Raw genomic sequence first — 26165 nt, 5'->3', positions numbered from 1 at the left:
ATATGACAGGCGCGAAAAGTCTCAACAGGAGATTACTTCGCCGCTTTTTTGCCGATTTTCGTCCAATACGGCACACTATCGACCGCCCGAGCAAACGCTCGGTTTTATTCACTCACGCAGAAGCCGTATGACCCGTTCCCCGTTCCGCCGTCTTGTGTTTGGCACCCTGCGCCGACTGTTGTATCTCTGGGTTCGCTCGGAGACGATCAACCAGTCGTCGTTCACCCTCAACCTCGACCGCAGTCGTCCGGTGTTCTACGTCCTGCAAAACCCTTCGCTGACCGATCTGGCCGTGCTCGACACCGAGTGCACCAAGGCCGGCCTGCCGCGTCCGGTACTGCCGGTGTCGGTGGGTTCGCTGATTGAACCGGCGGCGTTTTTCTACCTGACGCCGGATCCGGACTGGCTCGGTCGTCAGGACAAACGCGGTGCGCCGCCGACCCTGACCCGACTGGTCAGCGCGCTGACGCAGAACGCTGCTGAAGATGCGCAGATCATTCCGGTCAGCGTGTTCTGGGGCCAGTCGCCGGACAGCGAAAACAGTCCGTGGAAACTGTTGTTCGCCGACAGCTGGGCGGTCACCGGACGTCTGCGTCGCTTGCTGAGCATCATCGTCCTCGGCCGTAAAACCCGTGTGCAATTCTCCGCACCGATTCACCTGCGCGAGCTGATCGAGCACAACAAGGGTCACGAACGCACCGTGCGCATGGCCCAGCGAATCCTGCGCGTGCACTTCCGCAATCTGAAAGCAGCGGTGATCGGCCCGGACATTTCCCACCGTCGCAACCTGGTCAAAGGCCTGCTCAATCAGCCGCTGGTCAAGCAAGCGATCCTCGACGAAGCCGAGCGCGAAAACATCTCCCCGGAGAAAGCCAAGGCTCAGGCCCTGCGCTACGGCAACGAGATCGCCTCGGACTACACCTACACCGCGATCCGTTTCCTTGAAGTGGTGCTGAGCTGGTTCTGGAACAAGATTTACGACGGCATCAAGGTCAACCACATCGAAGGCGTGCAGAAGGTCGCGCAGGGTCACGAAGTGATCTACGTGCCGTGCCATCGCAGCCACATCGACTATCTGCTGCTCTCGTACTTACTGTTCCGCAACGGCCTGACCCCGCCGCACATCGCCGCCGGGATCAACCTCAACATGCCGGTGATCGGCAGCCTGCTGCGGCGTGGCGGCGCGTTCTTCATGCGCCGCACGTTCAAGGGTAATCCGCTGTACACCTCGGTGTTCAACGAATACCTGCACACGCTGTTCACCAAAGGTTTCCCGGTCGAGTACTTCGTCGAGGGCGGCCGCTCGCGCACCGGACGCATGCTGCAACCGAAAACCGGCATGCTCGCCATTACGATGCGCAGCTTCCTGCGTTCGTCGCGCATGCCGATCGTGTTTGTACCGGTGTACATCGGCTACGAGCGCGTGTTGGAGGGGCGTACCTACCTCGGCGAACTGCGTGGCGCGAGCAAGAAGAAAGAATCGATCTTCGACATCTTCAAAGTCATCGGTGCGCTCAAGCAGCGCTTCGGTCAGGTCGCCGTCAACTTCGGTGAGCCGATCAAACTCGCCGAATTCCTCGACGCCGAGCAACCGGACTGGCGCCAACAGGAACTCGGCCCACAGTTCAAACCGGCGTGGCTCAACGAGACCACTAATCGCCTCGGCGAGAAAGTCGCGCAGCATCTGAACGAAGCGGCGGCGATCAACCCGGTCAACCTGGTGGCGCTGGCGCTGCTGTCGACCACGCGGCTGGCGCTGGACGATCGCGCCATGGCTCGCGTGCTGGATCTGTATCTGGCGCTGCTGCGCAAAGTCCCGTACTCGCCGCACACCACGCTGCCGGAAGGCGATGGCCGTGCCTTGATCGAGCACGTGAAGGACATGGATCTGCTGTCCGAGCAGAACGATGCGCTGGGCAAGATTCTCTATCTCGACGAGCAGAACGCCGTCCTGATGACCTACTACCGCAACAACGTGTTGCACATCTTCGCCCTGCCGGCGCTGCTCGCGAGCTTCTTCCAGAGTGCTTCGCGCATGAGCCGCGAACAGATCCTGCGCTACACCCGCGCGCTGTATCCGTACCTGCAATCGGAGCTGTTCATCCGCTGGTCGCTGGACGAACTGGATGCCGTGGTCGATCAGTGGCTGGAAGCATTCGTCGAGCAAGGTCTGCTGCGTTTCGAGAAAGACGTCTACCTGCGTCCGGCGCCAAGTTCGCGGCATTTTGTGTTGCTGACATTGCTGTCGAAAAGCATCGCGCAGACCTTGCAGCGTTTCTACATGACCGTGTCCTTGCTGCTCAACAGCGGCCAGAACAGCATCAGCGCCGAAGAACTGGAAGACCTCTGCACCGTCATGGCCCAGCGCCTGTCGATCCTCCACGGCCTCAACGCCCCGGAGTTTTTCGACAAGAGCCTGTTCCGTCATTTCATCCAGACCTTGCTCGACCTCGACGTGCTGCGTCGCGACGAGGCCGGCAAGCTCAGCTACCACGAACTGCTCGGCGAATTGGCCGAAGGTGCGGCCAAGCGCGTACTGCCAGCGGACATTCGTTTGTCGATCCGCCAGGTTGCGCTGCATCGCAGTGAAGATGCGGCTGAAAGCGCGGTAACCGCCGAAGGCTGAAACTTGCCGATAACTAACGGAGAGCCCGCCGGGTTCTCCCGTTAGTTGATTCGTGGATAAATAGGCTCACTTTAAAAATCGCGATAAGGATATCGAGATGAGCCTGCTGCACGAACCAACTCCCATCGTCACCGTCGACTTCCGTCTGCCCCCAGACTTCCGCGCTCCTGAGGGCGGTGAGAATGAAACGGTGGTCAGCGTCAAAGTGGTTAACTCCACTTCGCCGATCAACATTAAAGACTGGCGGCACTCGTCAGTCTTTGATGTCGACTGGAAGTTCTCATTTCCGCATCAGTACAGCGATGTCGGCGTGAAGTATCAGATCAACGTTCAGATGTTCCATGACCAACAGCCCTTGCTGGTGGCGCTGGACTACTTCGTTATCGTCAACACAGCCCCGCACCGGCAGACGCTGCATCTAAGTCCGATCGGCTTTCTGTATGTGGAAGCTCAGGAGCCCAGTGTCGTTGCTGAACATGAAGCCGTGACGATCAGTCTGCACGATGCTGATGACCCGAATACCCAACTTACCCGCGTCACTCAAGATGAACGAAGCGCCGTTTCGTTTTATCTGCAATACGATCCAGACAGCGTCATACCCGGCAAGCGCTATGCGTTAAGCGGTGTGGAAAACCGCTATCACCAATCCATTGCAGTCACGCCGTGGCATGTCGAACTTGCGCCGGTTTCGCCTACGTTGAGTTCGCGGCTATCGCAGTGGATCTCGCAGTGGCTGGAGAAACCATTACGTTTGTTCACTGACGTTGATGGCAAAATCCGCTAGATTTCTCTTCGGCGCCGGGATTCTTCCGGCGCAAAAGTATTAGAGGTTCCGATGAAAAAACTCACCCTTCTCGCCGCCGCCACGCTGTTGAGCGCCTGCCAATCGACCACCCCCGCCGGCAAGGCCAGCCTCGATGGCGAAGTGTTCTACCTGCAACGCATCGCCCTGCCACCGAGCGCGACCCTGAGCGTGAGCCTGCAAGACGTTTCCCTCGCCGACGCCCCGGCGGTCGTGATCGACGAGCAGAAAGGCCCGATCAAAGGCCAGGTGCCGCTGCCGTTCCACTTGAGCTACGATCCGGCACAGGTCAAACCCGGCCACCGTTATTCGGTCAGCGCGCGTATCGAAGTCAACGGCGAGCTGATGTTCATCACCACCGAAAACCACGCCGTGCAACTCGACGGCAACGACCCGCAGCCGCTGAAAATCCGCGTCGACGCGATTCGTTAATTCATTCTCCGCCACTCATTTCCACAACAAGGAAGCCGCCATGCTCCGCCCTACCCTTCGCTTCGCCGGCCTGTGCGCCGGCCTGATGATCAGCGCCAACGCTCTGGCCCTGTCACTCAGCGACCTGTCGCAACAAGACGCCACCGGCGGCCTCAAGGATGCCCTGACCCAAGGCGCGCAAATCGCCGTCAAACAACTGGGCACCCCGGGCGGCTTCAGCAACAACCCCGAGGTGAAAATCGAACTTCCGGGCAAACTCGGCAAAGCCGCCAGCAAAATGAAAGCCTTCGGCATGGGCGCCCAGGTTGAAGAACTCGAAACCGCGATGAACAAAGCGGCGGAAAGTGCCGTGACCCAAGCCCAGCCAATCCTCGTCGACGCCGTGAAAAAAATGAGCGTCGCTGACGCCAAAGGCATCCTCAGCGGCGGCCAGGATTCAGCCACGCAATACCTCGACAAATCCAGCCGCGAACAAATCCGCGCCAAGTTCCTGCCGATCGTCAAACAGGCGACCGACAAAGTCGGCGTGGCGCAGAAGTACAACTCGTTCGCCGGCCAGGCTGCGGCGTTCGGTGTGGTCGATGCGAAAAGCGCGAATGTCGAAAACTACGTCACCGAACAAGCGCTGAATGGCTTGTTCGAAATGATCGGCAAACAAGAAGAAACCATCCGCCAAAACCCGGCCGCTGCGGCGACGAGTCTGGCGAAAAAAGTCTTCGGCACGCTGTAACGTCCCGTGTAGGAGCTGCCGAAGGCTGCGATCTTTTGATCTTGTCTTTGCTGTCGAGCATTGAGGATCAAAAGATCGCAGCCTTCGGCAGCTCCTACAGGGTTTTCTGTCAGGCTGCATGGGTCTTGTAGACCACGCTCTTGCGGTATACATCGGTGAACCGGCTTACCGCTCGCTGAATCACCGAACACTGAAACTCGATGAAGTACGTCAGATCCAGCTCATCCGCTTCGCTATGCAAATAAGAGCGCCCATACTTCACCGGCGCATTGCGCAACAGCAAACTGATCGCAATGTAACGAAACGCCGCAAACTCATGCTTGAACATGAACCAGTAAAACAACGCCCGCGCAACCCGCCCGTTACCGTCGCGAAAGGGATGCTCGTAACCCAAGGCAAAATGCAGCGTGATCGCCTTGATCAGCGGATGCACATAACCCTTCTCCTGAGGTGATCCCTCAGGGAAATTGATCCAGTCCGACAACCTCCCCAGCCGCGAAATCAATCCGGCAGCAGGCGGAGGACGATGCACTGTATTGCCCGCGCCGTCCTGAACAACCACCTCATCATTCGCCCGGAAAACGCCCGGAGAATAGTCCTCGTCAGCAATCCCCTCCACCCCCACCCGATGCATCGCTGCGATCAAATCCACACTCATGGGCTCATCGCGTTTTTCCCACGCGAAATTCATCATCCGGTAGTTGCCCATCACCATCCGCTCATCCGGCGTACGCGGCTGACGCCGGTGCCTGAGCATGTCCTTGGCCACACGAGTAGTCGTCGCCGCGCCCTCTAACTGACTACTGGCGATGGCCTCATCCTCGATCAAATCATTAAGCAAATAACTGCAATGCGCCTGCTCTCCAATTTGCCGAGTCATGTAATCCAGAGCGGCAAAAGTCGTCTGCCGATCCACCAACGACAACGTGATCTGCGCCAACGGCGTCAACACATACTTGCCCCACTGCACCGGCTCGCCCAACGGCAACAGATTGACGTACTGCGCCACCCGCGCCTTCTTGACCAACGCCCAACACACCTTCACATCCAACCCGGACGCCCAGCGATAACGCAACGCCTCGAAAGGCAGATAACGGCCCTGATCATCCAGCGGCTTGAGCAACGCCAGATAATCCGCCAGACGCTGCTTGTGTGGCGAGCGCAGCAGAAGATTGAACACGGGATCGGATCGGCCTTTGAAGACGGGTGGGTTTTTCATGAAAGGGTGAACTCGAGGCGGTTGAAAACAGACGCTGGAGTACAACACCCGAGTGGGGAAAGGCTCAATATCGGAGGTTTCTGAAAAAGATGTAGGAAGGAAATAGAGGCAACTCAGGCAGAGATTGCTCGGCTGGCAGGCCGCCTTCGCGAGCAAGCCCGCTCCCACAGTTGGATCGTGTTGAATCAGACAGAGCATGGTTGGCTGGCAGGCCGTTATCGCGAGCAGGCTCACTCCTACAATTGGATGGTGTTGAATCAGACAGAGCATGGTTGGCTGGCAGGCCGTTATCGCGAGCAGGCTCATTCCTTCAATTGGATCGTGTACATCCGGGCAGAAACAGGTCGGCTGTCAGGCCGCCTTCCCGAGCAAGCTCTGCTCCTACAAAAGCAGGATCAAAAGATCGCAGCCTTCGGCAGCTCCTACATGAAATCAAACCCGCGCCACCACTAGGCCGAGTGTCAGCTCGCCTGCTTTTGATTTTGATCTTAGAGCCCGTCGGGAGGCTGAGTGGAGGGATTCATACGGGGAAAGCATCGAGAGGAGGTGCAGCGAAGCAAACCGTAGGCGATGCCCCCGGATGAACCCGGAACGAAGGAACCCGAGCCTTAGCGAGGGCCGGACGTCAGGGCACAGACCTTTGGTTCCTTTGGGGCGTTTGCCAAAGGGACTCGCCGTAAGGGCGAAACCGCCAGCCGCAACCCCCGCAGAAACGGATATTCACCCAAAACCCCAAGAGCATGGTCGGCCCAAAGGCCGCCAAGCTCAAACGGCCTCCCGCCGAACCCTGAACCAAGCCGCATACAACGCCGGCAAAAACAACAGCGTCAAAGCCGTAGCCACAATCAACCCGCCCATAATCGCCACCGCCATCGGCCCAAAAAACACACTGCGCGACAACGGAATCATCGCCAACACCGCCGCCAGCGCCGTCAACACAATCGGCCGAAACCGCCGCACCGTCGCCTCGATAATCGCCTGCCAAGGCCCAAGCCCCGACTTGATATCCTGCTCAATCTGATCCACCAGAATCACCGAATTGCGCATGATCATCCCCGACAACGCAATCGTCCCCAACATCGCCACAAACCCGAACGGCTGACGGAACACCATCAAAAACAGCACCACCCCGATCAACCCCAACGGCGCCGTCAAAAACACCATCGCCGTGCGCGAAAAACTGCGCAACTGCACCATCAACAGCGTCAGCACCACCACGATAAACATCGGCACCCCGGCATTCACCGACTTCTGCCCACGCTCGGAATCCTCCACCGTGCCGCCGACATCCAGCAAATACCCATCCGGCAACTCCGCCCGAATCGGATCGAGCGTCGGCATGATCTGCTTGATCAACGTCGCCGGCTGCTCCTTGCCATAAATGTCCGCGCGCACCGTCACCGTCGGCAACCGATTGCGGTGCCAGATAATCCCTTCTTCAAAACCATATTCCAGCGTCGCGACCTGCGACAACGCGACACTGCGGCCGTTATCCGTCGGCACCGCCAGACTCGGCAACAACGACAACTCGGTGCGCTCATGCACCGTGCCGCGCAGCAGAATCTCGATCAACTCGTTGTCTTCGCGGTACTGACTGACACTCGCGCCGGTCAGCGAACTCTGCAGAAACTTCGCCAGATTGGCCGTGCTCACACCGAGCGCCCGGGCACGATCCTGATCGATGTTCAGGTACACGACTTTGCTCGGTTCCTCCCAATCCAGATGCACATTGACCACATACGGATTCTCGCGAACCTTGGTCGCGACTTTGCGCGCCAGCGCACGGACTTCTTCGATGTGTTCGCCGGTGACGCGGAACTGCACGGGGTAACCTACCGGCGGGCCATTCTCCAGACGCGTGACCCGCGAGCGCATCGCCGGGAATTGCTCGTTCAATGTGCTGATCAACCAGTTGCGCAGCGCCTCACGTTCCTCGATGGTTTTCGCCAACACCACAAACTGCGCGAAGCTCGCCGCCGGCAACTGCTGATCCAGCGGCAGATAGAAACGCGGCGAACCGGTGCCGATATACGCCACGTAATTATCGATGCCGGCGTGATCCTTGAGCATCGCCTCCAGGCGTTTGACCTCACCGGTGGTATTGGCCAGCGATGCGCCTTCGGCCAGTTTCAGATCGACCATCAATTCCAGTCGATTGGAGGCCGGGAAGAACTGCTGCGGAACGTAACGGAACAACATTACCGAAGCGATAAACAGCCCCACCGTCAGCACGATCACGGTTTTACGGTGCACCACACACCACTCGACCAGCCGCCGAACACGCTGATAAAACGGCGTGCCATACGGATCCGGCTGACCATCCCCCGTGCCGTGTTTGGCGGCGTGAATTTTCGCCAGATCCGGCAGGAGTTTTTCCCCCAGATACGGCACGAACATCACCGCCGCCACCCACGAAGCGAGCAGCGCGATGGTCACCACCTGAAAGATTGATCGGGTGTATTCGCCGGTGCCCGACTGCGCAGTGGCAATCGGCAGGAACCCGGCAGCGGTGATCAACGTACCGGTGAGCATCGGGAACGCGGTGCTGGTCCAGGCATAACTTGCCGCGCGGATGCGGTCGAAACCCTGCTCCATTTTGATCGCCATCATTTCCACGGCGATGATCGCGTCGTCCACCAACAGGCCCAGCGCCAATACCAACGCGCCGAGGGAAATCTTGTGCAGACCGATGTTCAGGTAATACATGCAGGCGAAGGTCATCGCCAACACCAGCGGAATGGTCAGCGCCACGACCATGCCGGTACGCACGCCGAGGGAGAAGAAGCTCACCAGCAAGACAATCGCCAGCGCTTCGACCAACACCTGGACGAACTCGCCGACCCCGGTTTTCACTGCCGCTGGCTGGTCGGAAACCTTGCGCAATTGCATGCCGGCCGGAAGGTTTTTCTGGATCCGCGAGAACTCGACTTCCAGCGCTTTACCGAGCACCAGAATGTCGCCGCCGTCCTTCATCGCCACGGCCAGACCGATCGCATCCTCGCCCATAAAGCGCATGCGCGGTGCCGGTGGATCGTTGAAACCACGGCGCACATCGGCGACATCGGAGATGCGGAACGTACGATCACCGACACGGATCGGGAAGTTTCTTATCTCATCGACTGTCTGAAAATTCCCCGACACCCGTAGCTGCAATCGCTCGCTGCCGGTTTCGAAGAACCCGGCGGTCGATACGGCGTTCTGCTCTTGCAGCGCCTGTTGCACCGCCGCCAACGGCAAACCGAGGGTCGCCAGTTTGACGTTGGATAACTCGACCCAGATTTTTTCGTCCTGCAAACCGAGCAAGTCGACCTTGCCGACATCCTTGACCCGTTGCAGCTGGATCTGGATGCGGTCGGCGTAATCCTTGAGCACCGCGTAGTCGAAACCGTCGCCGGTCAGCGCATAGATATTGCCGAACGTGGTGCCGAATTCATCGTTGAAAAACGGCCCCTGAATATCCGGCGGCAACGTGTGGCGGATGTCGGCGACCTTCTTGCGCACCTGATACCAGAGGTCGGGGATTTCCTTGGAATGCATCGAGTCGCGGGCGATAAACGTGACCTGCGATTCACCGGGGCGTGAGAACGAGACGATGCGCTCGTACTCACCGGTTTCCATCAGTTTCTTTTCAATGCGTTCGGTGACCTGGCGCGAGACCTCCTGCGCGGTCGCACCCGGCCAGCGGGTCTGAATGACCATGGCTTTGAAGGTGAACGGCGGGTCTTCACTCTGGCCGAGTTTGGTGTAGGACAACGCGCCGACGATGGCCAGCAAAAGCATCAGGAACAGTACGATCTGGCGATTACGCAGCGCCCATTCGGAAAGGTTGAAGCGCATCGGGACTTACTCCTTATCCGCCAGATTGACCACACGGTTGGAGCGATCCACCGGACGCACCTGCTGACCTTCCAAAAGCACATGTACGCCGGCCGCCACCACCCAGTCGTTGGCGTTCAAGCCTTCAAGCACCGGCACGGCTTTTTCGCCGAACGGGCCAACGCGCACCGGGGTTTTCTTCAACGTGTTGTTGCCGTTGACCACCCAGACGTAGGTCGCACCGTTTTCAGCGGTGAGTGCCGAGAGCGGCACCGCCAGCGACACGGCATCGGCCGATTGCACAAAGACGCGAGCGCTCTGGCCCAGCTCGGCCGGGACTTTGCCGGCGGTGAACGAAATGCGCGCGGCAAAGGTGCGCGAGCGTGGATCGGCGGCGGGCGACAGTTCGCGGATCTGCCCGGCGAAGCGCTGGTTCTGCTGCGTCCACAATTCGACGGACACTGGCTGACCGACCTTGAAGCGGCCGAAGCTCTGCTCGGGCAGGCTGATCAACACCTCACGCTCGCCATCGGTGGCGAGGGTGTACACGGTCTGTCCGGCGGCAACCACTTGCCCGACTTCCACCGAACGCTTGGCCACCACGCCGTCCTGCGGCGCACGCAGCACCGCGTAACTGGCCTGATTGGTCGAGACGTTGAATTCAGCTTTGATTTGTTTGAGACGGGCTTCACCTGAGCGGTAAAGGTTTTCGGCATTGTCGTAAGCCGAGCGGCTGACCATCTGCCGATCCATAAGGGTCTTGTAGCGATCGCGCTCGGCGCGCACCAGATTGAGATTGGCTTCGGCGGCAGCGACTTGCGCACGGGTGGCTTCCAGTTGCAGGCGCACGTCTTGCGGATCGAGCTCGGCGAGCGGTTGATCGGCCTTCACGCGCTGACCTTCATCGACCAGTCGTCGGCTGACTTTGCCACCAATGCGGAATGCCAGATCAGGTTCGTAGCGGGCGCGCACCTCGCCCGGATAACTTTCCATCGCCTGCGCCGAAGGCTCTGGCTGCACCACCATGGCCGGTCGCACGGTGACTTGCGTCACTTCTTCCTGACCGCACGCTGACAAAAGGAACGCCAGACTCGCTGGCAACGCACAGGACAACGCATGGCGGAACATGGTGACGGACCTTTCGCTAATGGTGCTTGGAATAATTATACTGGCGGGTATGTTATTAATAGCAAACTCACCAGTCCAGTATTAAAAGCGAAGAATGTCGAACAATCTTTCAGCTCCAAACGGCCCGGGCCGCCCCAAGGATCTGGCCAAACGCCAGGCGATCCTCGACGCGGCGAAAATTCTGTTTCTGAGTCATGGCTATGCCAACACCAGCATGGACGCGGTCGCCAGCGAGGCTGGCGTGTCGAAGCTGACGGTTTACAGCCATTTCAACGACAAGGAGACGCTGTTCTCCGCCGCCGTGATGGCCAAATGCGAGGAGCAATTACCCACACTGATCTTCGAATTGCCGGAAGGCATCGCCGTGGAAAATGTGTTGCTGAACATTGCCCGAGGCTTTCATCACCTGATCAACAGCGATGAATCGGTGAATTTGCACCGTTTAATCATGGCGCTGGGGGTGCAGGATCCGAAGCTTTCACTGATCTTCTTCGAAGCCGGCCCACAGCGCATGGTGCAAGGGATGGAGCGCTTGCTGACGCGCATCCATGAGACGGGCGCGCTGAACATTGATCTACCGCGCAATGCCGCCGAGCATTTCTTTTGCCTGATCAAAGGCGCCGGGAATTTCCGGCTGATGTTTGGTTGCGGGGAGCCGTTGAGCGAAGAGGCTGCGGAAAGCCATATTGAGGAAGTGGTGGGGTTGTTTATGCGCGCTTACAAACCTTAGCTTTTGCGGTGCTTGGATCGACGCCTTCGCGAGCAAGCCCGCTCCCACATTGGAATGCATTCCAATGTGGGAGCGGGCTTGCTCGCGAATGGCAGCAACTCGGTCTCAAGGCTTGAGCGCTTTCTTCGGGTAGATGTCGTATCGGCTCGATTTACCATCCAGCGCATGGCTCGGTTTCGGCCCGTCAATGCACGGCGCCTTGCGCGGTCGCTTGACCACCACCCGGTGCGTCGCCAGTGCCAGCGCAGCCTGCAACAGCGCCGGCGCATCCGGATCATCGCCCACCAGCGGCCGGAACAAACGCATTTCCTTCTTCACCAGCGCGGTCTTCTCGCGGTGCGGAAACATCGGGTCGAGATAAATCACCTGCGGCGCCTCGCCTTCCCAGTTCTGCATGACCTCGATGGAATTGCCCTTGAGCAATTTCATCCGCGCCACGATCGGCGCTACTTCGAAATCTTCCGCACCACGCGCCAGCCCATCCTCCAACAGCGCGCCGATCAGCGGCTGGCGCTCGATCAGGCTCATCTCGCAACCCAGACTGGCCAGCACAAACGCATCCTTGCCCAGCCCCGCCGTCGCATCCAGCACGCGCGGGCGCACGCCTTGAGCGACGCCGACAGCCTTGGCGATCATCTGCCCGCTGCCGCCACCGTATAAACGCCGATGCGCCGCGCCGCCCTCAACGAAGTCGACGCGCACCGGCCCCGGTGCGTCCGGGCCGAGCTGTTGCAGCTGCAACCCCTGCTCGCCGACCTGCAAGGCGAACTCGCCGTCAGCCACCTCGCGCGGCAGACCGAGACGCTCGGCCCACTGCGCAGCTTGCGCTTCAAACGTCGCGCCGAGGGCTTCGACATGGATGCGGCAGGCCGCGGGTTGCTCAATCATGGAAAACACGCTCAAAAATTCAAGGAGCGGCAAAAACCGCCGATAACTCATTCAACGCACATTTTGCCAGAGCTGAGCGTCAACCGAAAAAAATGTCAGGCATTCTTCCCACATCGATTGGCTACATTTCGCCCCATGGCGACTTTAGCCGTCAAAACACTCAAGCACTGAGCGGCGTCAGTCACCTGTGGCAGGATTTTTTTGCCCAGGCGCTGGCCGAGCAGACGAGTGATGTGGTGCCGGCCTGCGGCACGTTTCCACCGGTTGACCTGAGCAGCAGCGAAGAGCCGACCGTCGGCAGCGACCTGCACGCGCACATCGTCAGCCAGCGCGAATGCGATGTGGTGGAAACTCAAGTGCGTCCGCCGGAGCCGCTGTTCCTGCCGATTGCCGAATTCGAAACCGAGTTGCTCGACAAGCCGTTCCCACCGTTCCCGGCAGAAGAACTGAAAGCGCAGCAAGAGCAGCAGGATTTTGACAGCAGCTGGGTTCGCCCTGTGGTTATCAACAACGGCCAGCCAATGCCAGAACCGGGCCCGGCGCCGCAGAAAAAGCCGCTGTACCTGCCGATTGCCGAGTTCGACCTCGACCTGATGCAGAAGCCTTATCCGCCATTCCCGCCGGAAGAAATCGTCGAGCAACAGAAGGCGCTGGACTTCGATAACGGCTGGGCACGCCCGATCGTTCTGCAGAACCTGCGCCTCGCCGCGTAACCTCTAGCGACACACGCTCCAGCGCCCGACATCGACATGAAAGTGATTGCGATGGGCAGCGTTGTAATCCGGACTCAACACCACACTGAACGCTTCGCAGGCGCCGTCGCGCACCTGCCGTAGAAATTGCGCGTCCTGATTTTGCTTCGGCCAGTCCTTGAGCACGCTGATGCTGCGCCCGTCAGCCAGACGAAACCCGGCGATGTCCAGCGCATCGGCACTGGCATGACGACTGAGTGCGCCGCTCTCGCGGTTGTAGACATTGCGGCAAGCGAAACTGCCGAGGTGGTCGAGGCGCGTGACCTTCTGGCCATAGATCGATTGAGCTGCCGGTTGCAACGTGTGGTGTTCAAACATCGCGTAGGCGACCGCCAGCGGACAACTGGCGAGGAAACTGCTGCTCAGCGCCACCTCACCGCCCTGCACGCGCAAGGCGCCGATCAGCGGGCACTTGGCGTCGGGGCTGTCGGATTGCCGGGTGACGCGCAGATCTGAACTGCTCAATGCCTGTGCACAAAGTTCTGGATCACTGCGCAAGCGCATCAGCTTGTAACCGGTGAGCCAATTGGGCGCGGCTTTCACGTCCAGCGGCGCCCACGGATTCCACTGCGGCGGCACCGCCAGCCAGCCGCGCCAGACACTGAACGCGGCACCGCCGATCATCAACAGCACCAGGCAAAATATCCATCGCCCCATGTTCAGCCTTTGAAGAGCTGATTGGCTTTGGCATACGGCATCGATTGCGAGGTGAAGCCGAACGTGCCGGATTGCTGGATTTCTTCAGCGGCGCGGAAGAACTCGCCGAACGCCGCCAGCGCCAGTGCCGAACCGGTGCTGATGCGGCGTACGCCCATGTCCTGCAATTCCTGCACGGTCAGTTTCAAACCGCCGGACATCAACACGTTGACCGGTTTCGGCGCCACCGCACGTACCACCGCCAGCACTTCTTCGGCGTTGCGTAAACCCGGCGCGTACAGCACGTCGGCGCCAGCGTCGGCGAAGGCTTTCAAGCGGCGAATGGTGTCATCGAGGTCAGGATTGCCGTGCAGATAGTTCTCCGCACGCGCGGTGAGAATGAAAGGAAATGGCAGCGTGCGCACGGCAGCGACAGCGGCTTCGATGTGCGCCACGGCATGTTCGAAACAATAGATCGGCGCATCCGGGCGGCCCGTCGCGTCTTCGATCGAACCACCGACCGCGCCCGCTTCGGCGGCACGCAACAAGCTTTTCGCGGACTCGGTCGGGTCATCAGAAAAGCCGTTTTCCAGATCCACCGCCACCGGTAAATCGGTCGCAGCGACAATCGCGCGGACGTTGGCCAAGGTCTCATCAAGACTCAACGCACCATCGGCCTTGCCCTGGGAAAACGCATAACCGGCACTGGTCGTGGCCAAGGCCTGATAGCCGAGACTGGCGAGCATCTTCGCCGAGCCGGCATCCCACGGATTGGCAATGACGAAGACTTGCGCACGCTCATGCAGCGCTTTGAAAGCGTGGGCTTTACGGGTTTGTGCTTGAAGGTCTGAGGCGTCCATCGGCTGGCTCCCGGGCAGGAAAACGAATCCGCCTCAGAGCAGGCCAAGTTGCTCGGCGGCGGGTTCTCTGTATAGCTCAGGCAGCGGTGGCAGGCCAGGCAAACGTTGCATCAATTGTGCGTGAAAACGTTGCGCCAGCTTCGCCGCCAACAGGTTGTCGGCGGTGTGCAGGAAGATGTACGGCGTGCGCCCCTCTTCGATCCACTCGGCGATTTTCGCCACCCACGGCACGAGGAAGGTGTCGTTGGCCTCAAGCTCGGGATGGCCGATGAAGCGCACCTGCGGGAATTGCGTGAACGCCGCCGGGCGCGTCGGCACGCGGGGCTTTTTTGATTGCGCGTGGATCACCGAGGATTCGGTCGACAGGCAACTGAACAGCGCACGCGGATCAAGGCAGATGCGCTCGACGCCACGGTCGAGCAGCAAGCGATTGAGCAGGCGTTCGCTCTCACCCTTGGCGAAGAACTGTTCATGGCGCACTTCCACCGCCAGCGGGCAATCCAGCGCATCGATGAACGCCGCCAGTTCCGGCAGCCGATGCGGCGTGAAGCTTTTCGATAATTGCAGCCACAACGGCGAAACACGCTGACCGAGGGGTTTGAGTAATTGCAGGAAGGTTTCGGCGGCGGTCAGTTGCTCGCGCAAGTCGCCGCTGTGGCTGATGTCGCCGGGGAATTTAGCGGTAAATCGAAAGTGTTCGGGCATGACTTCGGCCCATCGCTGCACAGTGGCCGGCGACGGGCTGGCGTAGAAGGTCGTATTGCCTTCGACGGCGTTGAACACTTGAGAATAGAGACCGAGGAATTCAGAGGTTTTTGCGTCTACCGGGTAGAGATACTCGCGCCAGGCGTTTTCGCTCCAGGACGGGCAACCGAGGTAGTAAGGCAAATCCATCAGATGTACAGATCGAGGCCCAGCACGTCTGCATCCCAATCGACAAAACCGGCGGTGCTCAGGTAGCTGGCGAGGGCCATCGCTACGCTTTTGCTCATGGCGCGGTGGTAAATCATGTCTTGTTGGCGGGCGGGCAGATTGCTCAGGCGTTGCGCGGTGGCTTTGGCGGCAGCACGTGCGGCCAGTTGCTCTTCAGTCGGGAATTCCAGCTCGCCGTCGATATCGTCGACGGATTCATCCACCGTCACATTGCCTTTGCGAGGCTTGCGCTTGATGGGATAGGACTGAGAGGAGAGGCCGTCTATACGCATAAATTCATGCTCGGTATCGATGATGGCAATTTAGCGGCACCGGGCCGACTTAGCAAACTGCCGAGTGATAACTAGAACACATAAAGCGCAAAAGGTTTAAAGCGAGGGGGTGGAAACTGACGATTGGTGTTTTTAAAATCAAAAGATCGCAGCCTTCGGCAGCTCCTACAGTTGGAATCTGATCCCTGTAGGAGCTGCCGAAGGCTGCGATCTTTTAAAGGCTCAGCGGGCCTTGGGGGTGGCGACTTTGTCGCGCAGGTAAACCGGTTGCGCGTCATCTGCCGGGATCGACTCGCCGCGCTCAAAAGCGAAGCGCGCCAGCGTCAGCAAGTCTTCAGCGTGAGGCAGCATGCCCGCATCCGAGCCCGTCAGATTGACGGCGATGCGCTCGGCATAGCCCCAACCGGTGCCGGCACCAAACCAGTCGCCACTGGCATCCGCCGGCAGCGCGACCACTTCCGGCGGCAGCACCGCTTCGGCGCCGACCAGACGCATCTCCCCCGCCGTCTCGCGGTAGCAACCCCAATACACTTCATCCATGCGCGCATCAATGGCCGCCGCGACCTGGCTCACGCCATGTTCACGCAACGCCCGCTGCGCCAGCACCGCCAGATTGGACACCGGCAACACCGGGCGATCCAGCGCAAACGCCAGGCCCTGCACCACACCAATGGCAATCCGCACCCCGGTAAACGCGCCCGGCCCGCGACCGAAGGCAATCGCATCGACCGCTTGCAACGTGGTGCCGGCGTCGGCCAGCAGTTGCTGAATCATCGGCAGCAGCTTCTGCGCGTGCAGGCGCGGGATCACCTCGTAATGGCTCGTGACCTTGCCGTCATGCAGCAAGGCAACGGAGCAAGCTTCAGTCGCGGTGTCCAGGGCCAGCAAGGTGCTCATCGATGTTTCCAAAACAGGGGTGGGAAAAAGTGCGTCAGTATAAACAACTACGGCCCGCAAGCGGGCCGTGGATGATGCTGCGATTCAGACTTTTCAGCTCAGCGCTGCCAGCACCTTGGCGGTGATTGCATCAACCGAACCTACGCCTGGAATGTGGCTGTACTTCGGTTTGCCAGCATTTTTGGCGGACAGGTTCTGATAGAACTCCACCAGCGGCTTGGTCTGCGAGTGGTAAACCGACAGGCGATGACGCACGGTTTCTTCAGTGTCGTCCTTGCGCTGTACCAGCTCTTCGCCGGTGATGTCGTCTTTGCCAGCGATTTTCGGCGGGTTGTAGACGATGTGGTAAACGCGGCCGCTGGCTTCGTGAACACGACGACCGGCGATGCGTTGAACGATTTCCTCGTCTTCAACAGCGATTTCAACCACAGCGTCCAGCTCGACGCCGGCGGTAACCAGTGCTTCCGCCTGCGGAATGGTGCGCGGGAAGCCGTCGAACAGGAAGCCGTTGGCGCAATCAGGCTGAGCGATACGATCTTTGACCAGTGCGATGATCAGGTCATCCGACACCAGGCCGCCGGCATCCATGATGCTCTTGGCTTGCACGCCCAGCGGAGTACCGGCCTTGACCGCTGCACGCAGCATGTCACCGGTGGAAATTTGTGGAATGCCGAATTTTTCGGTGATGAACTTTGCCTGAGTACCTTTACCGGCCCCGGGAGCTCCCAGCAGAATGACGCGCATTAGATGTGCTCCTCAATTTTTTTATAAAAAGCTTTTACAAAACAAAGGATTCGCCTCTTGGGACGAATCCTGAAAATACGGGACGTGGCCGCAGAAACGGCCAAAGGCTGATCAAGATACACAGCAGGCTGCGCCCACACAAGACGCCAAAAGTCGGAGAAACCTTCGCCCGCCGAGACCCTGCGACGCGGTGACCCAAGTCGCAACCCCATCATTAACTGTCGCCTGGCGGCACTTTCACCCGTCAGGCAAAGCGCCAACCGGCGCCTGTTGCCGGTGCCGCATGCCACGCCAAAACTGTTAGCCGGTGTTGCGCAAACCGGCGGCGATCCCCGCCACAGACACCAGCAACGCCTGTTCCACCGGGCTGCCCTGCTCGACATTCTGCTGCCGTGAACGGGCCAGTAACTCGGCCTGCAATAGATGTAGCGGGTCGAGGTAAGTATTGCGCAGACGGATGAATTCGAGGGTGTCCGGGCTATGCGCCAGCAGCTGCGACTGACCGGTCAGACCAAGCACCACCGCGCACGCCTGCGACAATAGGTCGCGTAACTGCGCGCCCAACGGCAGCAAATCCGCCTCGACCAAGCGCTCGTCGTAGGACAACGCGATGTCCGCGTCGGCCTTGGCCAGCACCATTTCGAGCATGTCGATGCGCGTGCGGAAGAACGGCCATTGCTCGCGCATCTGCCCGAGCAACTCGCCTTCGCCGCGCTCCAGCGCTTTGCTCAACGCCGATTCCCATCCGAGCCACGCCGGCAGCATCAGCCGCGTTTGCGTCCAGCCGAAGATCCACGGGATCGCCCGCAGACTTTCGATGCCGCCCGCGCGGCGTTTCGCCGGACGACTGCCGAGCGGCAAGCGGCCCAACTCCTGCTCCGGTGTGGACTGACGGAAATACTCAACGAACTGCGGATTCTCTCGCACCACCTGACGGTAAGCACTGACGCCATCAGCCGCCAATTCGTCCATCAGATGGCGCCATTCCGGCGTCGGTGGCGGCGGTGGCAGCAACGTCGCTTCAAGCACCGCTGCCAGGTACAGATTGAGGTTTTGCTCGGCGATGTCCGGCAGGCCGAATTTGAATCGAATCATTTCCCCCTGCTCAGTGGTACGGAAACGCCCCGCCACCGACCCCGGTGGCTGCGACAGAATCGCCGCGTGCGCCGGGCCACCGCCACGGCCGACGGTGCCGCCGCGACCGTGGAACAGCAGCAATTCAACTTGCTGCTCACGGCAGATTTCCACCAAGCGTTCCTGCGCGCGATATTGCGCCCAGGCCGCTGCGGTGGTGCCGGCGTCCTTGGCCGAGTCGGAGTAACCGATCATGACTTCCTGCGGGCCTTGCAGCCGTGCGCGGTAGCCCGGCAACAGCAACAGTCGCTCCATCACCGGCCCGGCGTTGTCGAGGTCGGCGAGGGTTTCGAACAGCGGCACCACACGCATCGGCCGCAACACGCCGGACTCTTTGAGCAGCAGTTGCACGGCGAGCACATCGGAAGCGGCGCCAGCCATGGAGATCACGTAGGAACCGAGCGATGCACCCGGTGCGGCGGCGATTTCCTTGCAGGTGTTGAGCACTTCGGCGGTGTCGGCTGACGGTTTAAAGTGCGCCGGCAGCAATGGCCGGCGATTAGTCAGCTCTTGCGTGAGGAAGCGGATGCGCTGTTCTTCATCCCAATCTTCATAGCGACCGAGGCCGAGATAATCGGTGATTTCGGTCATCGCCGAGCTGTGCCGCGACGAGTCCTGACGAACATCAAGGCGCACGAGGAACAGGCCAAACGTCACCGCGCGACGCAGGCAATCGAGCAACGGGCCGTCGGCAATCACGCCCATGCCGCATTCGTGCAGCGAGTTGAAACACAGCTTCAACGGATCGAGCAGATCGCGATTGTTGCTCAGCACATCGGCTGGCGCAGGCGTTGGCGCGGTCAGTGCGGCGTGTGCCCAGTTGCGCGTGGCACGCAGGCGTTCGCGCAGTTGCTTAAGGACTGCGCGGTACGGTTCGGCGCTGTCGCCCGCCTTGGCTTTGAGCGCATCGCTGGCCTGCTGCATCGACAGTTCGGCCGCCAGATGATCGACATCGCGCAGGTACAAATCGGCGGCCATCCAGCGCGCCAGCAGCAACACTTCGCGGGTCACTGCGGCGGTGACGTTGGGGTTGCCGTCACGGTCGCCGCCCATCCACGACGCGAAGCGAATCGGCGCCGCCTCCAGCGGCAAACGCAGGCCGGTCGCTTCAAACAAGGCCTTGTCAGCCTTGCGCATATGGTTGGGAATCGCCTGCCACAGCGAATGTTCGATCACCGCAAAACCCCACTTGGCTTCGTCGACCGGCGTCGGTCGCGTGCGGCGAATTTCTTCAGTGTGCCAGGCTTCGGCGATCAGCCGTTGCAGGGTGTTTTGAATTTGCTCGCGTTCGGCGCTGGTCAGGTCGCGATGATCCTGCGCGGCGAGTTGCGCGGCGATTGCGTCGTACTTCTGGATCAGCGTGCGCCGCGCCACTTCGGTCGGGTGCGCGGTCAGCACCAGTTCGATTTCCAGTCGCGACAGCTGGCGGGCCAGCGATTCGGCGCTGTGGCCTTCGTTGCGCAAACGTGCGAGCAACTCGGGCAACACGCGGGATTCGAACGGCGCCGGCTGCGACTCTTCGCGCCGATGGATCAACTGATACTGCTCGGCGATGTTCGCCAGATTGAGAAACTGGTTGAACGCGCGCGCCACCGGGAGCAATTCGTCCTCGCTCAATTGATTGAGGCTGGCGCTCAGTTCAGCGTCCATCGAGCCTCGGCGGTCGGCCTTGGCGCCTTTGCGAATCTGCTCGATCTTGTCGAGGAAGGCCTCGCCGTACTGGTCTCGAATGGTATTGCCCAACAGCTCTCCGAGCAGGTGAACGTCTTCGCGCAAGCGTGCATCAATATCGGTCATCAGCAATTCCCCAGCAGTAATCCGGACGGCTTAGAAACGAGTGCATGACCTAGAGAGTGCCGCTCTGCGCCGCTTCTTACAAGCATCCGACCAAGGGACTTTAAACCTTGTGGCCGAAAGCTAGTCTCAACAGTAAGCCGTACAACGGCTTGCCGCCGGCCCCGGCGGACACTCAACCAGACCTGCCATGAGCAGGTGCGAAATGAGGTCATCATGAAAATTCGTGAACTCGCCCAGCATTGGGAAGAAAACGCCAAAGGTCGCCTGACCGACACTGGCTACACGATTCATCTGGACGTTGAGGCGGCTGCGCGACTGGCCGCGATTGCCGAGATGTACCCCAAACGGCATGCCGAAGAATTGCTCGGCGAACTGATTGGCGCAGCGCTTGAAGAGTTCGAAGCGAGCCTGCCGTATGTGAAAGGTTCGACGGTAGTGGCGACGGATGAGGAAGGTGATCCGCTGTACGAGGACGTCGGACCTACGCCGCGTTTTCTGGCGTTGTCGCGGCGGCATTTGCATGACCTCTCGGCTGTTGAAGGCAAGCAAAAACACTGACACAACACACATCAAACTGTAGGAGTGAGCCTGCTCGCGATAGCGGTGTATCAGTCAAAATTGATGGTGACTGGCACACCACTTTCGCGAGCAGGCTCACTCCTACAGGGTTCGTATTTCAATTTGAAAATCGTGCGTTACCTGACTTTTAAAACCCCGCGCGTACCGCTCTATCCCGCCAAAGTTCCCGCTTTAGAGCCTTGTCCATTCAGTCAAAAATTATTTTGGCGATTAGCCATCTTTTCTGAACTTTTGAAAAATCACTCCGGTCGGAACCTGTAACCACGCCTGGAACGAGCGTTTCAAAAACGCCTTTCACACGACGCTTTTCGGCTCCTCGACCAGGATGGATTTAGATGTTTTCAGGAGATGCCTAATGGAGTTGAAGACCATGAAAAACCAAACCTCGTTTACCCACCTGCGCGGTCTGAAACTGGCTGCTCTGGCGATCGGCACCAGCTTCGTTCTGGCCGGTTGCGCCGGTAATCCACCGACCGAGCAATACGCCGTGACGCAATCGGCCGTGAACAGCGCCGTCAGCGCTGGCGGTACCGAGTTCGCAGCAGTCGAGATGAAGCAAGCGCAGGACAAACTGAAACAAGCCGAAATCGCCATGCACGACAAGAAGTATGACGAGGCGCGCACCCTGTCCGAGCAAGCCGAGTGGGACGCTCGCGTAGCCGAACGCAAAGCTCAGGCAGCCAAGGCTGAACAAGCCGTGAAGGATTCCCAGAAAGGTGTTCAGGAACTGCGTCAGGAAAGTCAGCGCACCGTGCAATAAGCGCGCATCCCGACCGCAAAGCTGAAACTTTTATCGATAGAAAGGACGACAAATTATGCGTAAGCAACTGATGATCCCAGCTCTTCTGGCCGCAAGCGTTGCCCTGGCTGCCTGCTCCACTCCGCCTAACCCGAATCTGGAAAACGCGCGCACCAACTACGCCGGCCTGCAAGCCAACCCGCAGGCGAGCAAAGTCGCAGCGCTGGAAACCAAAGACGCCAGTGATTACCTGGACAAAGCCGACAAGGCTTATCTGGACAAGCAAGACGCGGCCAAGGTTGACCAACTGGCTTACCTGACCAATCAGCGCGTAGAAGTGGCCAAGCAGACCATCGCCCTGCGCACCGCTGAAAACAACCTGAAAAACGCCGCCGCCCAACGTGCTCAAGCGCGTCTGGATGCCCGTGATCAGCAGATCAAACAGCTGCAGGACAGCCTGAACGCCAAGCAGACCGATCGCGGTACGCTGGTGACTTTCGGTGACGTACTGTTCGCTACCGACCGTGCTGACCTGAAATCCAGCGGTCTGGTCAACATCAACAAACTGGCGCAGTTCCTTCAGGAAAACCCGGATCGCAAAGTGATCGTCGAGGGTTACACCGACAGCACCGGTACTGCCAGCCACAACCAGACCCTGTCTGAGCGTCGCGCCAACTCCGTGCGTACCGCACTGGTGAAAATGGGCGTTGATCCAGCGCGCATCGTCGCTCAGGGTTATGGCAAGGAATACCCGGTTGCCGAGAACAGCAACGCTTCGGGCCGTGCGCAAAACCGTCGTGTGGAAGTGACCATTTCCAACGACAACCAGCCGGTTGTGCCACGTTCGGCTGTTAGCTCGAACTAAGCTGTAGGCTGTAACGTAAAAGCCCCGCCTGAGTGATCAGGCGGGGCTTTTTTGTACGGGCTGAAATGGCGGCCCCTCACCCCAGCCCTCTCCCGAGGGAGAGGGAGCCGATTTGCGTCGCCTTCAGAATTTGTGTTCGACGCGATGGATCAGGTCGGCGTATAGCGAAAGAACGCATCGATCAGTCCCCTCTCCCTCTGGGAGAGGGTTAGGGTGGGTGAGGGCTGAACCTGCAGAATCACTCTTGCAGCTTCTGCGGGGTCTCTTCACCCATGCAGCGCACGGTTTTTTTCTGTGCGTTGATCAGCACACCGGTCAGGCCTTTCTGCTCGGTATCAAACAACACCAGCACGCCATCAATGCACTGCGCCACTTGCGCTGCCGGCTCCAGCGAGACTTTGTAGTCTTCACCGGGAACGGTCTTGAGCATGGTGAATTCGTTGAGCAGCAACGCATCCTCGGGCTTGGCGAAGTGCAGGTAACCGTAGTACCACAGCGCCCCGACGGTGCCGAGGATGCTGCAGATACCGGTGATGATCAGCGGGATGGCGTTGCGTTCTTCAGTCATTGCGGACTCTCATCTTCAGAATTCGGGGGTGTCGGGTAATTGGGGATTTCGCCGAGACGGCGCAGGCCGTTGAAATGTTCGGGATCGTCGAGGTAGCGCAGCATGACCTGACGCCACACCGGGTCGCCGAAGGTTTGCACATGGCCGCCGCGAGTCAGTTGCAGCACGCGCGGTGGCGGCGCAGCTTGATACAGACGGATGCCGTTGGAAAGCGGTACCAGCGGATCGTCGATGCTGTGGAAGATCAGCTTCGGCACGCCATTCAGCTGCGGCATCGAGTTGATCGCACTGTCGCCATCCGGCACCAGCCACGACAGCGGTACTTGGAATGGCCAGGTCAGCCACGACGTGCTCAGCGCGTATTGGCCGACGCTGCGGTAACTGGCGGGCACGCCATCGAGCACCAGCGCTTTCAGCTGCTTCTGCCGCTCCGGATGCTGCACCAGCCAATGCACGGCCATCGATCCGCCAAGGCTCTGGCCGAGCAGCACCAGCGGTTTGCCTTTGACCTCGGGTGCCTTGTCCAGCCAGGCGAACGCGGCGTCGATGTCCTGATAGATCGCCGGCAAACTCGGCTCGCCCTCGGACAAGCCATAACCGCGATAGTCGACCAGCAGCACTTGATAGCCGTTCTTCGGCAACCACCAACTGCCGCCCAAATGCATCGGCAAATTGCCGCCGTTGCCGTGCAGGTGCAGTACGGTGCCTTTGACCTCGACGCCGGGCTTGGCCGGTAGCCACCAGGCGTTGAGCTTCAAGCCATCGGCGGTGACCAGCGTGACGGTGCGGTATTCGAGCTTGGCTTTTTCCGGGGTGAAGATCTGGCCCGGTTCGGGGTAGAACAATAACGAGCTGCAACCGCTGAGGGTCAGGAGCAGGCAGAAAATGCCGAGGATTCTCATCCGGTGAAACCTCGCAAAATTAGGGAAACAAACACCAATTCAGATCGTTCCCACGCTCTGCGTGGGAATGCATCCCGTGACGCTCTGCGTCACAGTGGACGCGGAGCGTCCATGGTGGCATTCCCACGCGGAGCGTGGGAACGATCGGTCTGTAGTGGGTTAGAGGATGTTGGAGTAATCCGCTTCGATCCGGTCCAGGCTCAGGTGATTGAGGAAGTTGGAGAAGCACATCCACGCCGACAACGCGTTCAAATCGCGGAACTGATCCGGCAAGTATTTCGGCGCTACTACCAGCCCTTCATCCACCAACTGACGCAAGGTACGCATGTCTTCCAGCGTGGTCTTGCCGCAGAACAACAGCGGGATCTGCTCGAGCTTGCCCTTGCGCACGGCCAACTGAATGTAGTTGTAAACCATGATAAAGCCCTTGAGATAGGACAAGTCTTTGGTAAATGGCAGCCCCGTCGGCGTCGAGCCACGGAACACGCGACTGGCGTTGCCGTAGCTTTCCGCCATCTCGAAGCCCTGCTCGCGGAAGAACTCGAACACCTGCAAAAAGTCCGCGCCCTCCTCGACCATGTGAATCGCGCGGGTGCGGTTGGTCAGTTTGCGCAGGCGGCTCGGGTAGGAGGCGAAGGTGATGATCTCCATCAGGATCGCCAGGCCTTCCTGGGTGACCGTCGACGACGGCGGGCCTTTGGACAGGAACGTGCAAATCGGCTGATTCAAACCGTTGAGCGTGGTGCCGACATGCACCAGCCCTTCGTGAACTTCCAGCGCGCGCACGTCGCGACCGTTGAACATCGCGTCGGTGCGGATCTTGATGTAATCCGCGCCCGCCGCTGCGTCAGCGACGATGCCGTCGGACTCGAACACGCGAATGGTTTCCTCGGCCTCACCGAAGACTTTGTTCAGACGGGTCTGCAACAGGTGCACGGCGTCTTTGGCGGTGAGGGTTTTCGGCTCATCCTTCAGGTCGCCACGGCCGTCGATGTTGTTGAGGTAGTCGGACATCATCAGGCCAAGGTCGGCCAGGGTCGGGTCGCCGGCGTGGAACGCATCGGACGCGGCGCCATACAGCTCTTGCGAGATCAGACCGAAATCCTCGGTGCCGCGCGCTTCGAGCATGCGCACGACCATGCGGTATTCCTTGCACATGCGCCGCATGATCTGCCCGACCGGGTTGAACTGGCCGAGCTGACGGGTGATGTCGCGCTCGATGTTCTGGAATTCCAGTTTGACCTTGCTCGAATCGAAACTCAGTGGCCGATTGAGGTAGTAGTCGCGGTCGATCGCCGGCATTTCCTTGCCTTTGGCCTTGAGAAAACCCTTGCGGATGTTCTCGTCCCACTTGACCGCGTCGAGGACACGGATCGGCGTTTGCGCCAGCACAATGCGGTCGGACAACATGCGTATCGTCTGCTGGTAATCGTCCACCCGAAACTCCTGTAGATACGTGACGTACTGAATTTATTTGGCGCGGGCCTGGCGCTGGTAGCGCACGGCCTCGACGAAAACATCGGAATTGGCCGGATCATCGAGGTAAGCAAAGACCTTGTCGAGGCTGCTGTCGACCTGCACGCCGTCGCCATCGTCGGTCTGGAATGGCTGACCGTCGAGGGCTTTTTGCTTGATCGCTTGATTGATCTGCTCGAGATCGAGGTTGTAGACCACCAATTCGTGTTTATCGGTGAGTTCGAAACCGGCGATGGTGAAGTGGCCGCCATACCGCGCCGGGACTTTTGCCGACAAGTACCAGCGGTTGCCGTGGCGCGAGACGGTGAACGGATAGGCTTCGCGTTCGCGGGGTTTGGCTTTGAAATACGTGACCGCCTGATAGCGATCATTGCCCAGGCGCGTCAGCTCAAGGTTCATCGGCTCGCCCCAGGCATTGGTGCTCGACCATTTGCCGAGCAGGCCTTTGGGCGCCGGCTCACTGGCGGTCAGCGGCTCCTTGAACGTCACCAGACAACCACTTAGCAGCAGGAACGACAAGGCGATCAGCACGCTACGCCAGGCTTTCATTCGATACTCCCTATGAATCTGAAACACCTTTCCCATGTGGGAGCGGGCTTGCTCGCGAATGCGGTAGTTCAGCCACCTAAACCGTTGAATG

23 protein-coding genes and 1 pseudogene are annotated in these 26165 nt (G+C 59.6%); 9 read left to right on the top strand and 15 right to left on the bottom strand.

Features of this window, described 5'->3' with window-relative positions:
• The first annotated feature begins 127 nt into the window (after positions 1–127).
• The 4 genes from plsB to GVL50_RS11620 all read left to right on the top strand — a co-directional run bounded on the left by plsB (position 128) and on the right by GVL50_RS11620 (position 4590).
• The gene (plsB, locus tag GVL50_RS11635) at positions 128–2626 is read left to right on the top strand and encodes a glycerol-3-phosphate 1-O-acyltransferase PlsB (RefSeq protein ID WP_159813064.1); all 2499 of its coding nucleotides are present in this window, start codon (positions 128–130) and stop codon (positions 2624–2626) included.
• Positions 2627–2723: 97 nt separating this feature from the next.
• The gene (locus GVL50_RS11630; RefSeq protein WP_159813062.1) at positions 2724–3410 is read left to right on the top strand and encodes a hypothetical protein; all 687 of its coding nucleotides are present in this window, start codon (positions 2724–2726) and stop codon (positions 3408–3410) included.
• A 51-nt stretch (positions 3411–3461) separates the two neighbouring features.
• Positions 3462–3860 (top strand): YbaY family lipoprotein, encoded by a 399-nt coding sequence (locus GVL50_RS11625; protein ID WP_159813060.1) that lies wholly within the window; start codon positions 3462–3464, stop codon positions 3858–3860.
• Positions 3861–3900: 40 nt separating this feature from the next.
• Positions 3901–4590, top strand: coding sequence for a DUF4197 domain-containing protein (locus GVL50_RS11620; protein ID WP_053117582.1), 690 nt, complete (start codon positions 3901–3903; stop codon positions 4588–4590).
• 127 nt (positions 4591–4717) lie between these two features.
• Here GVL50_RS11620 and GVL50_RS11615 read toward each other — a convergent pair.
• The 3 genes and pseudogenes from GVL50_RS11615 to GVL50_RS11605 form a co-directional block, all read right to left on the bottom strand.
• A pseudogene (locus tag GVL50_RS11615) lies at positions 4718–5809 on the bottom strand (Fic family protein); the annotation flags it as partial.
• Between the two features lie 765 nt (positions 5810–6574).
• The gene (locus GVL50_RS11610) at positions 6575–9646 is read right to left on the bottom strand and encodes an efflux RND transporter permease subunit (protein ID WP_159813058.1); all 3072 of its coding nucleotides are present in this window, start codon (positions 9644–9646) and stop codon (positions 6575–6577) included.
• Positions 9647–9652: 6 nt separating this feature from the next.
• Positions 9653–10753, bottom strand: a complete 1101-nt coding sequence (locus GVL50_RS11605) for an efflux RND transporter periplasmic adaptor subunit (protein ID WP_159813056.1) — start codon at positions 10751–10753, stop codon at positions 9653–9655.
• A 94-nt stretch (positions 10754–10847) separates the two neighbouring features.
• Between GVL50_RS11605 and GVL50_RS11600 the strand changes: the two genes are divergently transcribed.
• The gene (locus GVL50_RS11600; protein WP_159813054.1) at positions 10848–11483 is read left to right on the top strand and encodes a TetR/AcrR family transcriptional regulator; all 636 of its coding nucleotides are present in this window, start codon (positions 10848–10850) and stop codon (positions 11481–11483) included.
• A gap of 105 nt (positions 11484–11588) precedes the next feature.
• Here GVL50_RS11600 and GVL50_RS11595 read toward each other — a convergent pair whose 3' ends face one another.
• A complete protein-coding gene (locus GVL50_RS11595; protein ID WP_159813052.1) occupies positions 11589–12371 on the bottom strand; it encodes a class I SAM-dependent methyltransferase in 783 nt (260 codons plus the stop codon).
• 92 nt (positions 12372–12463) lie between these two features.
• Between GVL50_RS11595 and GVL50_RS11590 the strand changes: the two genes are divergently transcribed.
• On the top strand, positions 12464–13084 hold the full coding sequence (locus GVL50_RS11590; RefSeq protein WP_159813050.1) for an energy transducer TonB: 621 nt from the start codon (positions 12464–12466) through the stop codon (positions 13082–13084).
• A 3-nt stretch (positions 13085–13087) separates the two neighbouring features.
• Here the strand turns inward: GVL50_RS11590 and GVL50_RS11585 are convergent, their stop codons facing one another.
• The 7 genes from GVL50_RS11585 to ppc all read right to left on the bottom strand — a co-directional run bounded on the left by GVL50_RS11585 (position 13088) and on the right by ppc (position 20396).
• Positions 13088–13780, bottom strand: coding sequence for an extensin family protein (locus GVL50_RS11585; protein WP_159813048.1), 693 nt, complete (start codon positions 13778–13780; stop codon positions 13088–13090).
• Positions 13781–13782: 2 nt separating this feature from the next.
• Positions 13783–14619, bottom strand: a complete 837-nt coding sequence (locus GVL50_RS11580) for an isocitrate lyase/phosphoenolpyruvate mutase family protein (protein ID WP_159813046.1) — start codon at positions 14617–14619, stop codon at positions 13783–13785.
• Between the two features lie 33 nt (positions 14620–14652).
• Positions 14653–15513 (bottom strand): DUF72 domain-containing protein, encoded by an 861-nt coding sequence (locus GVL50_RS11575; RefSeq protein ID WP_159813044.1) that lies wholly within the window; start codon positions 15511–15513, stop codon positions 14653–14655.
• Positions 15513–15824: a hypothetical protein gene (locus GVL50_RS11570; protein WP_159813042.1), complete on the bottom strand. Its 312-nt coding sequence runs from the start codon at positions 15822–15824 to the stop codon at positions 15513–15515. The genes GVL50_RS11575 and GVL50_RS11570 overlap by 1 nt, the downstream gene beginning before the upstream one ends.
• Positions 15825–16046: 222 nt before the next feature.
• Positions 16047–16721: a tRNA (adenosine(37)-N6)-threonylcarbamoyltransferase complex dimerization subunit type 1 TsaB gene (gene tsaB, locus GVL50_RS11565; protein WP_159813040.1), complete on the bottom strand. Its 675-nt coding sequence runs from the start codon at positions 16719–16721 to the stop codon at positions 16047–16049.
• Between the two features lie 93 nt (positions 16722–16814).
• Complete coding sequence (adk, locus tag GVL50_RS11560) at positions 16815–17465, bottom strand: adenylate kinase (protein ID WP_053117556.1); 651 nt, start codon at positions 17463–17465, stop codon at positions 16815–16817.
• A gap of 300 nt (positions 17466–17765) precedes the next feature.
• Positions 17766–20396, bottom strand: coding sequence for a phosphoenolpyruvate carboxylase (gene ppc / locus GVL50_RS11555; protein ID WP_159813038.1), 2631 nt, complete (start codon positions 20394–20396; stop codon positions 17766–17768).
• A gap of 213 nt (positions 20397–20609) precedes the next feature.
• Here ppc and GVL50_RS11550 point away from each other — a divergent pair, with 213 nt between their 5' ends.
• The 3 genes from GVL50_RS11550 (at position 20610) to GVL50_RS11540 (ending at position 22579) form a co-directional block, all read left to right on the top strand.
• Positions 20610–20954 carry a hypothetical protein gene (locus GVL50_RS11550; protein ID WP_016983304.1) on the top strand — a complete coding sequence of 115 codons (345 nt, stop codon included), beginning with the start codon at positions 20610–20612 and terminating at the stop codon, positions 20952–20954.
• Between the two features lie 376 nt (positions 20955–21330).
• Complete coding sequence (locus GVL50_RS11545; RefSeq protein ID WP_034154861.1) at positions 21331–21735, top strand: DUF4398 domain-containing protein; 405 nt, start codon at positions 21331–21333, stop codon at positions 21733–21735.
• A gap of 55 nt (positions 21736–21790) precedes the next feature.
• Positions 21791–22579: an OmpA family protein gene (locus GVL50_RS11540; RefSeq protein WP_053117547.1), complete on the top strand. Its 789-nt coding sequence runs from the start codon at positions 21791–21793 to the stop codon at positions 22577–22579.
• A 238-nt stretch (positions 22580–22817) separates the two neighbouring features.
• On the opposite strand, the gene GVL50_RS11535 is transcribed toward GVL50_RS11540, so the two are convergent.
• The 4 genes from GVL50_RS11535 to GVL50_RS11520 form a co-directional block, all read right to left on the bottom strand.
• Positions 22818–23147 (bottom strand): hypothetical protein, encoded by a 330-nt coding sequence (locus tag GVL50_RS11535; protein ID WP_159813036.1) that lies wholly within the window; start codon positions 23145–23147, stop codon positions 22818–22820.
• Complete coding sequence (locus GVL50_RS11530) at positions 23144–24049, bottom strand: alpha/beta hydrolase (protein WP_159813034.1); 906 nt, start codon at positions 24047–24049, stop codon at positions 23144–23146. Before GVL50_RS11530 ends, GVL50_RS11535 begins: the two co-directional genes overlap by 4 nt.
• Positions 24050–24208: 159 nt before the next feature.
• Positions 24209–25459 (bottom strand): flavohemoglobin expression-modulating QEGLA motif protein, encoded by a 1251-nt coding sequence (locus GVL50_RS11525; RefSeq protein ID WP_178124182.1) that lies wholly within the window; start codon positions 25457–25459, stop codon positions 24209–24211.
• Positions 25460–25519: 60 nt separating this feature from the next.
• Complete coding sequence (locus GVL50_RS11520; RefSeq protein ID WP_159813030.1) at positions 25520–26074, bottom strand: hypothetical protein; 555 nt, start codon at positions 26072–26074, stop codon at positions 25520–25522.
• Between the last annotated feature and the right edge of the window lie 91 nt (positions 26075–26165).

Source organism: Pseudomonas sp. 18058, from assembly GCF_902706155.1.
GTDB lineage: Bacteria > Pseudomonadota > Gammaproteobacteria > Pseudomonadales > Pseudomonadaceae > Aquipseudomonas > Aquipseudomonas rustica.
This window is presented reverse-complemented; position numbering and strand designations above follow the sequence as displayed.

Bases quoted from the DNA above. Each gene is read 5' to 3' on its own strand.
- plsB (WP_159813064.1), top strand. From the start codon at position 128: ATGACCCGTTCCCCGTTCCGCCGTCTTGTGTTTGGCACCCTGCGCCGA.
- GVL50_RS11630 (WP_159813062.1), top strand. From the start codon at position 2,724: ATGAGCCTGCTGCACGAACCAACTCCCATCGTCACCGTCGACTTCCGT.
- GVL50_RS11625 (WP_159813060.1), top strand. From the start codon at position 3,462: ATGAAAAAACTCACCCTTCTCGCCGCCGCCACGCTGTTGAGCGCCTGC.
- GVL50_RS11620 (WP_053117582.1), top strand. From the start codon at position 3,901: ATGCTCCGCCCTACCCTTCGCTTCGCCGGCCTGTGCGCCGGCCTGATG.
- GVL50_RS11610 (WP_159813058.1), bottom strand. From the start codon at position 9,646: ATGCGCTTCAACCTTTCCGAATGGGCGCTGCGTAATCGCCAGATCGTA.
- GVL50_RS11605 (WP_159813056.1), bottom strand. From the start codon at position 10,753: ATGTTCCGCCATGCGTTGTCCTGTGCGTTGCCAGCGAGTCTGGCGTTC.
- GVL50_RS11600 (WP_159813054.1), top strand. From the start codon at position 10,848: ATGTCGAACAATCTTTCAGCTCCAAACGGCCCGGGCCGCCCCAAGGAT.
- GVL50_RS11595 (WP_159813052.1), bottom strand. From the start codon at position 12,371: ATGATTGAGCAACCCGCGGCCTGCCGCATCCATGTCGAAGCCCTCGGC.
- GVL50_RS11590 (WP_159813050.1), top strand. From the start codon at position 12,464: ATGTCAGGCATTCTTCCCACATCGATTGGCTACATTTCGCCCCATGGC.
- GVL50_RS11585 (WP_159813048.1), bottom strand. From the start codon at position 13,780: ATGGGGCGATGGATATTTTGCCTGGTGCTGTTGATGATCGGCGGTGCC.
- GVL50_RS11580 (WP_159813046.1), bottom strand. From the start codon at position 14,619: ATGGACGCCTCAGACCTTCAAGCACAAACCCGTAAAGCCCACGCTTTC.
- GVL50_RS11575 (WP_159813044.1), bottom strand. From the start codon at position 15,513: ATGGATTTGCCTTACTACCTCGGTTGCCCGTCCTGGAGCGAAAACGCC.
- GVL50_RS11570 (WP_159813042.1), bottom strand. From the start codon at position 15,824: ATGCGTATAGACGGCCTCTCCTCTCAGTCCTATCCCATCAAGCGCAAG.
- tsaB (WP_159813040.1), bottom strand. From the start codon at position 16,721: ATGAGCACCTTGCTGGCCCTGGACACCGCGACTGAAGCTTGCTCCGTT.
- adk (WP_053117556.1), bottom strand. From the start codon at position 17,465: ATGCGCGTCATTCTGCTGGGAGCTCCCGGGGCCGGTAAAGGTACTCAG.
- ppc (WP_159813038.1), bottom strand. From the start codon at position 20,396: ATGACCGATATTGATGCACGCTTGCGCGAAGACGTTCACCTGCTCGGA.
- GVL50_RS11550 (WP_016983304.1), top strand. From the start codon at position 20,610: ATGAAAATTCGTGAACTCGCCCAGCATTGGGAAGAAAACGCCAAAGGT.
- GVL50_RS11545 (WP_034154861.1), top strand. From the start codon at position 21,331: ATGGAGTTGAAGACCATGAAAAACCAAACCTCGTTTACCCACCTGCGC.
- GVL50_RS11540 (WP_053117547.1), top strand. From the start codon at position 21,791: ATGCGTAAGCAACTGATGATCCCAGCTCTTCTGGCCGCAAGCGTTGCC.
- GVL50_RS11535 (WP_159813036.1), bottom strand. From the start codon at position 23,147: ATGACTGAAGAACGCAACGCCATCCCGCTGATCATCACCGGTATCTGC.
- GVL50_RS11530 (WP_159813034.1), bottom strand. From the start codon at position 24,049: ATGAGAATCCTCGGCATTTTCTGCCTGCTCCTGACCCTCAGCGGTTGC.
- GVL50_RS11525 (WP_178124182.1), bottom strand. From the start codon at position 25,459: ATGTTGTCCGACCGCATTGTGCTGGCGCAAACGCCGATCCGTGTCCTC.
- GVL50_RS11520 (WP_159813030.1), bottom strand. From the start codon at position 26,074: ATGAAAGCCTGGCGTAGCGTGCTGATCGCCTTGTCGTTCCTGCTGCTA.